The organism is Clostridium prolinivorans (assembly GCF_004011155.1).
GTDB classification, from domain to species: domain Bacteria; phylum Bacillota; class Clostridia; order Clostridiales; family Clostridiaceae; genus Clostridium_AT; species Clostridium_AT prolinivorans.
This window is the reverse complement of sequence record NZ_RJWG01000028.1, coordinates 1-8814: the sequence shown is the minus strand read 5'-3', so window position 1 is coordinate 8814 and position 8814 is coordinate 1. Positions and strand designations below refer to the sequence as shown.

11 protein-coding genes are annotated in these 8814 nt (G+C 40.4%); 3 read left to right on the top strand and 8 right to left on the bottom strand.

Features of this window, described 5'->3' with window-relative positions; genetic code table 11:
- Nucleotides 1-40 precede the first annotated feature (40 nt).
- From EGD97_RS11980 to EGD97_RS12635, 7 genes are all read right to left on the bottom strand, one after another.
- Nucleotides 41-199: a hypothetical protein gene (locus EGD97_RS11980; protein ID WP_456064401.1), complete on the bottom strand. Its 159-nt coding sequence runs from the start codon at nt 197-199 to the stop codon at nt 41-43.
- Between the two features lie 15 nt (nt 200-214).
- A complete protein-coding gene (locus EGD97_RS11975; RefSeq protein WP_127837534.1) occupies nt 215-1036 on the bottom strand; it encodes a phage antirepressor in 822 nt (273 codons plus the stop codon).
- A gap of 4 nt (nt 1037-1040) precedes the next feature.
- On the bottom strand, nt 1041-2963 hold the full coding sequence (locus EGD97_RS11970; RefSeq protein ID WP_127837533.1) for a bifunctional 3'-5' exonuclease/DNA polymerase: 1923 nt from the start codon (nt 2961-2963) through the stop codon (nt 1041-1043).
- 56 nt (nt 2964-3019) lie between these two features.
- Nucleotides 3020-3772 (bottom strand): hypothetical protein, encoded by a 753-nt coding sequence (locus EGD97_RS11965; RefSeq protein ID WP_059031412.1) that lies wholly within the window; start codon nt 3770-3772, stop codon nt 3020-3022.
- Nucleotides 3773-3893: 121 nt separating this feature from the next.
- Nucleotides 3894-4310, bottom strand: coding sequence for a gp33 family protein (locus tag EGD97_RS11960; protein ID WP_205693994.1), 417 nt, complete (start codon nt 4308-4310; stop codon nt 3894-3896).
- Nucleotides 4300-5658 carry a DEAD/DEAH box helicase gene (locus EGD97_RS11955; protein ID WP_127837531.1) on the bottom strand — a complete coding sequence of 453 codons (1359 nt, stop codon included), beginning with the start codon at nt 5656-5658 and terminating at the stop codon, nt 4300-4302. The genes EGD97_RS11960 and EGD97_RS11955 overlap by 11 nt, the downstream gene beginning before the upstream one ends.
- A gap of 177 nt (nt 5659-5835) precedes the next feature.
- A complete protein-coding gene (locus EGD97_RS12635; protein WP_228202030.1) occupies nt 5836-6285 on the bottom strand; it encodes a helix-turn-helix domain-containing protein in 450 nt (149 codons plus the stop codon).
- 189 nt (nt 6286-6474) lie between these two features.
- Between EGD97_RS12635 and EGD97_RS11945 the strand changes: the two genes are divergently transcribed.
- On the top strand, nt 6475-7131 hold the full coding sequence (locus EGD97_RS11945) for a helix-turn-helix domain-containing protein (RefSeq protein WP_127837530.1): 657 nt from the start codon (nt 6475-6477) through the stop codon (nt 7129-7131).
- On the opposite strand, the gene EGD97_RS12475 is transcribed toward EGD97_RS11945, so the two are convergent.
- Nucleotides 7088-7315: a hypothetical protein gene (locus EGD97_RS12475; protein ID WP_164850219.1), complete on the bottom strand. Its 228-nt coding sequence runs from the start codon at nt 7313-7315 to the stop codon at nt 7088-7090. The genes EGD97_RS11945 and EGD97_RS12475 overlap by 44 nt on opposite strands.
- On the opposite strand from EGD97_RS12475, the gene EGD97_RS11940 reads away from it, so the two are divergent.
- Together EGD97_RS11940 and EGD97_RS11935 are read left to right on the top strand one after the other, a co-directional pair.
- Entirely contained in the window at nt 7305-8408 is a 1104-nt protein-coding gene (locus EGD97_RS11940) for an ImmA/IrrE family metallo-endopeptidase (protein ID WP_164850218.1), read from the top strand. The genes EGD97_RS12475 and EGD97_RS11940 overlap by 11 nt on opposite strands.
- An 11-nt stretch (nt 8409-8419) precedes the next feature.
- Nucleotides 8420-8758: a hypothetical protein gene (locus tag EGD97_RS11935; protein ID WP_127837528.1), complete on the top strand. Its 339-nt coding sequence runs from the start codon at nt 8420-8422 to the stop codon at nt 8756-8758.
- The last annotated feature ends 56 nt before the right edge of the window (nt 8759-8814 follow it).

The following is an 8814-nucleotide window of genomic DNA, read 5'->3' as shown; positions in this document are numbered from 1 at the left end:
AGGATGAGTAAAAAAGCTACATTCTTAAATGATCAAAAAGTTACATTTTAATCTTGACATTTATACAACCAGCATATGGGCTGCAGATGAACACCATCGGCCGATAAGGCGCTTTCCTGGCTTCCCGCTCAATCCGGAGCAGTGCTTCATAGGCTGTGGGGTCATAATATCCTTCCGCGTTAAACTTGCTGATACTCATGGTATTACCCCCTGCCTATGCGCTTTTCTGTTCACGTTCGATTACAGGCAATATACCTTTCTTGTTTTTAAGGAGGTCATAGATAAATAGCCTTCCTTTTTGTGTCCAATATGTGTGCATTACACTTCTTTCTGCATCAATAGCATGGGTCTTGGATTGCGTGTATCCTTGATCAGCGTACTCCTGATATAAAAGCCAGCAGTTTCCCATTTTGTACTGTACTCCAAGCTCATGAAGCAGCTTATTGAAAGCGCGGCCAGACATCCCGTAATCCTTGGCAATCTTGCTGATCGGCACAAGGCTCTTATTTTGCAATATGAGATCGTAATAACTCGCCTTGGGTTTTAATTCGCTGATAATCTGTTTATTCTTTGCATTTTCTATTTCTAAAGCTTTCCGTCTGTCGCGCTCTGCCTTCAGTTCGGAGAAAATCCTGATGCCATACTCCGGATTGGAAATCATCTCTTCAATAACTTTATCCGTAGCATAGACTCCATGTTTTCTGATCGTAGGCAGCACTTCATCAAAGACCCATTTCTCAAAGCGTTCGGCTGCAGGTAGTTTACTTCGTATAATAAGGCGATATAGATTTCCCTCTGTAATATAAGTCCGTTCAACATGCTGTTCAGTCGAGACACCATATTGATTTGTAGTTAAGGTGACCCCGTCGTGTTTCACGACCCCGTCTGGTTTGCAATGGCGTTGTATCGCATCACGAGGGTTACTATATCCTAGCATCCTTGCACAATCCGTTGCAGGAAAGTATTCCTTTCCATCAATAACGAGTACTTTAAGTTCTCCAAATTCTGTATTCTTAAAAACCTGTAAATTAGTCATAATATCAATCCTCCATTTCTTTCATTTCTCCAAAATTTCTCCCTACCGAAGCCTCTGCCACAATAGGTACATCAAATTCAGGGAAGGGTTGTGTTTCCATACACTCTTTTATAAAAGCAACTGCTTCGTCCGCCTTGTCTTCCGGTAATTCAAAAACCAGCTCGTCATGTATCTGCAGTATAGGTTTCAGCCAGAGCCTTTCGGGAAGTCCACTGATGATGCGCCCACAGGCAAGCTTTAGAATATCTGCCGCTGTACCTTGAATAGGTGTATTTAATGCGCACCGCTCGGCAAAGGACTTCTTGCCCCAATCTGATGACCGAATTCCCAGCAGGTATCTTCGCCTGCCCAGCCATGTTTCTGTATAGCAGCTTACAGCAGCCCGCTTTTTTACCTCATCCTGCCATTTGGCAAGACCGGGGTATCCGGCTTTCAAGTTTTTAATGATGGTCTCACATTCGGACAAAGTTGGGTTCAGCCCAGCTTTAAATTTAAGTGTTCTCTGTAAGCCAGTAGGAAACAGGCCATAGAACACACCGAAATTGCAGTTCTTTGCAATGGTCCTGCGCTCTTTATAATGTGGGGCATTTTTGTCTGCTGCCTCTTCAAAAGGAATGCGGTAAATAACAGAAGTGGTCTGAGCGTGGATATCACCGCCAGTACGATAGGTTTCCAGCATACGTTTGTCCCTGCAATAAAACGCTCCGACGCGCAGTTCTATCTGTGAAAAGTCAAGGGATAAAATAGCCTTTCCTTCCGGTGCAATAATAAATTTCCGTACGCCTATTGGGTCATTGTCTTTCCGCGGACAATTCTGCATATTCGGATTTCTTGACGCAAATCTGCCTGTCTCTGTCCCCAATGGTATAAGGTCCGGATGAATCCTGCCGGTATCCTCATCAATAAATCGAAGATACCCGTCTATATAGGTGGATTTGAGTTTTCCCCACTTGCGGTATTCCTGCACCAGTTCAAATAAGCGAGCAAGTTCAGGCCTGTTGGATTCACACCATTCTTTTAATAGGATCATGGTTTCATCATCGGCAGCTTCCTGATGTTTTGCGGTCGTTTTCATTACCGGAAGACCGAGATCCACAAAAAGATATTTTTTTAATGCTGAAGTTGAAGCATTTGCCCCAATCTCTACATTGCCGATAATTCCGGCAATCTCTTTTCTGATACTGACAATCTTTTCTGCGGCTTCCGCTTGTTTCTTCAGCATGGCTGACTTATCCACCAATATGCCGTTATACTTCATTATCCCGACATATACTGATGTAGGCGATTCTACCTCTTCCACAATAGTTCTGTGTTTGGGTAAAAATCTATCAAACCACTGATTGAAAACATGATACAAGCGAAGAGTGTAGTCGCTGTCAGCACAAGCGTAGCGGACAGTCTTCTCATCCTGAGGGTTCAATTCATCGAAAAACCGACCTTCAGTAACCGTTGAGAATTCTGTCATTTCTGCTTTGCAGAGTGCAGGCGCAAGCGTTTTAAGTCCGCTGTCAGCAAGACTTCTGAACTCCCACTTGCTTTTTAATGTAAGTTGTGATGCTGCAATCGTGTCATAGCAAGGCTTTTGAAGGACAATACCTCTTGCGTAAAGGAACATAGACTCAAAAGCCAGATTATGAGCAACTTTTATTACATCTTTTGATTCGAATAGTAATTTCAGATAATCCCATATTGCCGCCTGGTTCTCTGCATTTCGCCCGCTACGATGTTTAAGTGGGACATATATAGCAGTCCCTTCTGATACTGAAAAACTGATTCCTGTAATATCTGCTTTATGAGCATCCAGAGCTGCACTTTTATCGTTCCTCCATTTATCGCGGGGTGACGTTTCAAAGTCGAAAGCAAATAGGACAGTGTTTTTCAGATACTCTTGTATTTCAGACAGCATATAAACACATTTGTATCCCATGCGGTTCTCCTTTCCGCCCTATCGGAGATAGAAAGTTCCTCCGATAGGGCCTTTGATCACTTAAGCGGCTCAGTAATTTCACCTGATTCAGGGTCTACATTTATTACCTCTTCACCGGCAGGTTCAGTGTCATGGCCGACTCGGGTACTGAATGCTTTGACCTGCTCGGAGAGCTTGGATATCAACGCATATTCGTCAGCGGTCAGATCCCGATCTACAGCAAACTGAGCCTGTGAATAGGTGATACCGCTTGAATTGGTCGCCTTTTTCAATGAAAAGCGGGTAACTACGCTGTTCGATTTTTTACCTTTAGAAAGCAGCCTTTTGATGTAGCGGGAAAACTCTTTCAACGATCCTGTTGGCAATGAGAGTATCAACGGGAAAATCTCCCCTTCACGCAGTACATATATCCTGCGGCGGTTCTTGCAAGCTTTGCTGCCGTTTTCCCCCGAACCGAACTGATTATATGGGCATTTGGCACAGCTTCCTCCGGGGTCTCCTTCGCCGGTTATACCATCAAAGCTTCCGCAATCCGGTGGGTTACTGCCTCCGGTATACTTGTCCTTGTAGTATGCATAAAGTGGATGATGATAAAGAATTACCGCTGAGAATTCCTTGACAGTATCAGGTTCTCCGGGATTTTCCCCGGGCACTTCGAATACTGTGCTGCCTGCGGACGGGATTTTTATGCGTTCAAAAGTCATGTCAAGACCGTCAAGTTCTGATGCCATTGCCTCGTCAAGATTGAAATTAGCGAGCTGAAGAAAACCTGTATTTTCGTTAATAGTTACGAGTTCATTGTTTTTCATGCTTTTATACCTCCGTAATTATGAATTTGGAATGTAATCTATATCATTGTTCTTTGAAGCATTGTTCTTCGAACAGTTATTCCTTGAACATTGATATTGGAGCATTGCTTTCTGAAGCTATTTACCTTGCTGCTTTCCGCACAGTTACTGTTGTCTTTTCGAAGACATTCACAAGGCCTTTCAGCCAGTCCGGAAGCTCGTCCCCATTCTCCGCAATCTGTTCTTTAACAAATGCTGACAGGGAATTTGCATTTACTGTTTCATAGATGAGTTCTCCAAAGCCTTTACTGCGTAGTGCGTCAAACAGTTCCTCCTTCATGCCTGCGGCAGCACTGGCTCTTGTTGTCGTTGAAAGGCAGAACATTGTTCCTGCTCTTGTAAAGTTTTGCGTCTCGCTGCTGATCATCAGCTCAGACAGGCGGTATTCGACATCGTCAATCTCTGCATTGATGCTTTTTAGTTCCGCTTCTGCAGCCTTCTTTGCCTCGCGCAGCTCCTTCAGGCGGTCAGCAAGTTCAAACATTGCATTATCGCTCATAGCTTTCACCTCCCTCCGGGGCAAAGGGGTTTGCTCCTTTGCGGTAGTCGTCTATCAGCATTTTTGCAAGGTCTGCCTTGTTGCGCAGAGCAGTTAAGATTTTTGAATCCACAGTACCCTTGGCGATAAGGTAGATATATGTGCAGCCGTTCTTCTGCCCAACTCTATGGATGCGGGCTTTTGTCTGCTCGAAATTCGACATTGAGTAATCAAGGGAGTAAAATACCATTGTACTTGCAGCGGTCAGCGTGATACCGAGTCCAGCAGTTGCAATCTGGCCTACGAACACCATACAATCAGGGTCACATTGAAATCGGCTGACTTGCTCTTGGCGATCCTTAGTCGCCCCATAAATACACGCATAGCCGATACTCTTCTTTTCCAGCATCCTGCATATGGCATGGATTTCAGGGATAAACCTTGCTATGACAACCAGCTTATGTCCTTCTTGTATGCTGCTCTCAAGGATATCTTCAAGAGCCTTTAGTTTAGCATCACTAACCTGTTCAATTCTTCCGCCATCATCGCTTCCGATGAAGCCCCCGGTTAATTGCGAAAGACGAAGCAAGCGTGTTAGTATGTTTGTAGCTGTTACTTCCCCTGCTGACAGCTCAGTATAGCTTTGTTTGACAAGTTCCTTATATTTCTTCAAAGTTACAGGTTCAAGCTCAACGTGGCGAATGATATCGGTAGTTTCCGGCAAATCCAGACACTCAGCTTTAGTTGCCCGGAACGCAATGCTGTGGATCCTCTTCATCAAATCCTGTTCCATTGATTTTTTCAGCACTGGCGTATGATTGCCATAGCCGACCATGTTGAAATACCGGTTTCTGAAAGCATAGAAGCTGTTTCCAAAGATACGTGGATCGAGAAACTTATATTGGCTGAATACATCTATGGCTTTGTTGGTTATAACCGTTCCTGTCAGTAAGAGCCGATACCGGGCAAGTAAGCCTAACCGGTGCATTGCCTTTGAAACAGAAGTATTATGAGTTTTAATTTTGTGTCCTTCATCAGCAATGATGATGTCAGGATGCCAGTTTGCCAGTTCCTTCTCCATTCTCCATGCAGATTCATAGTTAACTACCACCACATGGACACCTTCGCCAGTTAGAAACCTAAGCTGTTGAATTTTCTTTTGAATCGTGCCATTAAGGACTATAAGCTGATATGGAAAATCAGCGAACCGTTTAAACTCATCCTCCCACACTCCAAGTATGGAAAGTGGTGCGACTATCAGCACACGGTATATTCTTCCTACAGCATTCAATGCTCCTATAATGGCGATTGAGACAAGCGTTTTCCCGGTGCTGGTCAGCCCATTTCCATCAGGAGCGCTGCACCCCATCCGGAAATGGCAGGAACACCACCACCCTTCAAAAGTCCAAATAGACTACAGATGAAATTGAAAGCACGAATCTGATGCTTGTATGGTCTGCATTTTATGGGCATTAAAATTATTGGTTGCATTTTTGCATTGTTCATAGAGTCTTGCATTACCTACACCTTCCTTAGATTTAGTTCATTATTTTATGTTTATAAACAAATCCTTCCAATCTTCTTCTGGAAAGGCTTTTAGTAAGCCACCAATGACTTTTTTTCCTCCTTTTCTTGCACCCCTAAGAACCCTATTTGCTTCAGTAATTGAAACACCCATATGCCTAGCAAGGTCACTGCCTGACCATCCTTTTTTTGCCATTAATGATTTGATGTAATTTAAGTTTGGAACTAAACCAACATCTTTAGGTTTAATTGAACTTTTTAGTTCGGTAATGGGTAAAATAAAAAGCTTATCTATATCCGCAGTTGGAAATGCTCTCATTAATCCGGTCATTACTTTTATTCCACCTATTCGTTCACCATTTAAAACTCTGTTTGCTTCTGAAACAGAAACACCCATTTTTCGTGCTAATTGAGCTCCAGACAGATTTTCTTTTAACGCTAAAGTTCGAACATAATTGGTGTTAATAATCATATTTCCTCCTTATGAACTTTTAGGTTCGGTTTACTTTAATAAAAAAACCGTTTAACCGGCCTCTGATATACTTCCAATATTACTCTACTAAAAACCGAACCTTTTGTCAATCTATAAAAAATATTTTTGATTAAAGTATTGCGTTTTGGTTCGGTTTGTGCTACACTTTGTTTACAGGAGGTGAATTTTATGTCCGAAACGGCTATTGGCAAATTTCTTAAAGCCGCAAGAGAAGCTGCAGGAATGAAAAAATGGGCTTTAGCAGAAAAATCTGGTGTGAGTCACACAGAAATTCATAGAATTGAAAACGGTGATAGGAAGAATCCTTCTATTAAAAACATCAAAGCCATATGTAAAGTTTTGAATATTCCGATTGAAGAAGCTTTAAAGGCGGGGGGATATATAAGTAACGCTACAGATTATGATTCATATATGAAGGAATTGTACCTTGATTCCGATCCTAATACTATAGGTGAAAAAATAAAAAAAATTAGAGAAAGTAAAGGTATCGATTTATCGGATTTAGCTTCAAATTTACACATTCCTATTCAGACATTAGTATCGTTGGAAAATGGTGAAACCTTATGTGAATATGAAGTGTTTAGTAGGATTTCCTATGAACTAGGTGTTCCTGTTATTAAACTTGTTTCAGAAGCAGAATCTGCAGACGAACTTGTTCGTTCCACCAAAAGTAAAGGTGATGAGCTTTTAGAGAGTTTATCAAAATCAGAAGAATTGGTTAAAACTTTATTTCGAGCTAAGGATGTTTCAAAAGAAACAATGGATCAAATGGCTACTTATATTAAATTCCTTTTAGAACAGCAAGGAATTTCTGCCGATGATTAGAAATTAAGGAGGGGTCTCTCATCGCAAGTTCCATACCTAAACAACCAAGAAGAAGCCATGTTAAACGTACCGCCAGAAAAGTATTACTTTCCAGCGGTGCTTCTTCTCTTCCTATAGATGTAGACAATATATACAAAACAAATGGAATATTAAGCTTTTCCGAAGAAGAGGCGGTGTTAGCCACAAGTATACCTCTTCCTAATAGTTTTGTCTCAGACGACAATATTAGTGCAATAACTCAATATGAGATAATAAAGGGCCAGAGAATATATGTTACTATTTATAAAACTCTTAATCGCAACATTGGACATATTCGTTTTACGAAAGCACATGAACTTGGCCATATTTTTCTAAGACATTTTGAAGATTTTGACATACCCTCAACATTTAATATTCAAAATAACCATGATTATTGGGTATTGGAAAGAGAAGCAGAAATGTTTGCCGCTGAACTTTTGGCACCAACAGCTATATTAAGGGCATGTAACTGTTTAGATAGAGCTAAGATCCAATCTTTATGTAACCTTTCGGAAGAAGCTTCTGAGTATGTAATAAGTGATATACATAGAGATTACCACCTTATGGAGAGTGATAAAGCTGCATTAGAGCAACAATTCTATGATTTTATTAAAAATAAAGAATACCTCCAATTTATTAGTAAATATGCTTGTGAAGTTTGCGGAAATCCGATAGTTAGTGATGATTCTTATTGCAGGATTTGCGGAAACAATCTCAAATTACACAAAGCAAGCGGAAACCCTAATATTTATAAATCAACAATTGCATTAAAGCCCACAGGGCGTGTCTATTATTGTCAAAAATGTGGTAATTTTCAAATACCTGTTGGTTTAAGAGAATGCAATCTTTGCAAAGCCCCACTATATAATATTTGCGATATCTGCAATACAAAAATGTCTTCTGAAAGTAGATACTGTCCACACTGTGGGATAAAACTACCTTTTTATACTGCAGGATTACTACTTGATTGGAGAACACCTTCTATTAGAGACAAACTACCTGATAAAATTAATGGATTTAGGCGAATTAAAGAATGGGATTTTATTTTAGATAAGCTATTAGCACAGGAAAAATATACTTTGCATTATTGTCTGAAAGATTCTCTGGCCTTTGAGTATTCAGGTAAAATTGTTATATATGTAATAAATAATTTATCAACAGAATTAATAAACAAAATCAATGTATTAGAAGAGATAAACGCAATAACATTGCCATATATTGACGTAACATATGATGAAATCGATATAAATAAAGTATAGGAGGTCATTATATGATATTTCATAATGTTTTTTTACAAAAATACTCATCTTGGGATGAATTGGAGTCAGCAATTGAATCTATTGAAAATGTTAAAGAAAAAGGCACTGCTTTCGAGCAATTCGTCTTCGCTTATTTTACTTTTTTCAAAAATATGTATATGATTTCCGAATTATATATGGAAAGCGATATACCAGCAGAATTACGACAAAAATTTAAATTAGAAAAGCGCGACAGTGGTGTAGATGGTTTGTTAATAAAAGAAGACGGTACTTCTGTAGCTTACCAAGCAAAATTTAGAAGCGGCCAAGAAGCCCCTTCATATGAGGAGTTAACGTCATTTTGGTGTTAGTATATTAGTGTAGACACAAAAAGCCGAACGCCTTAAAATATAAAAAGGGAAGGAAG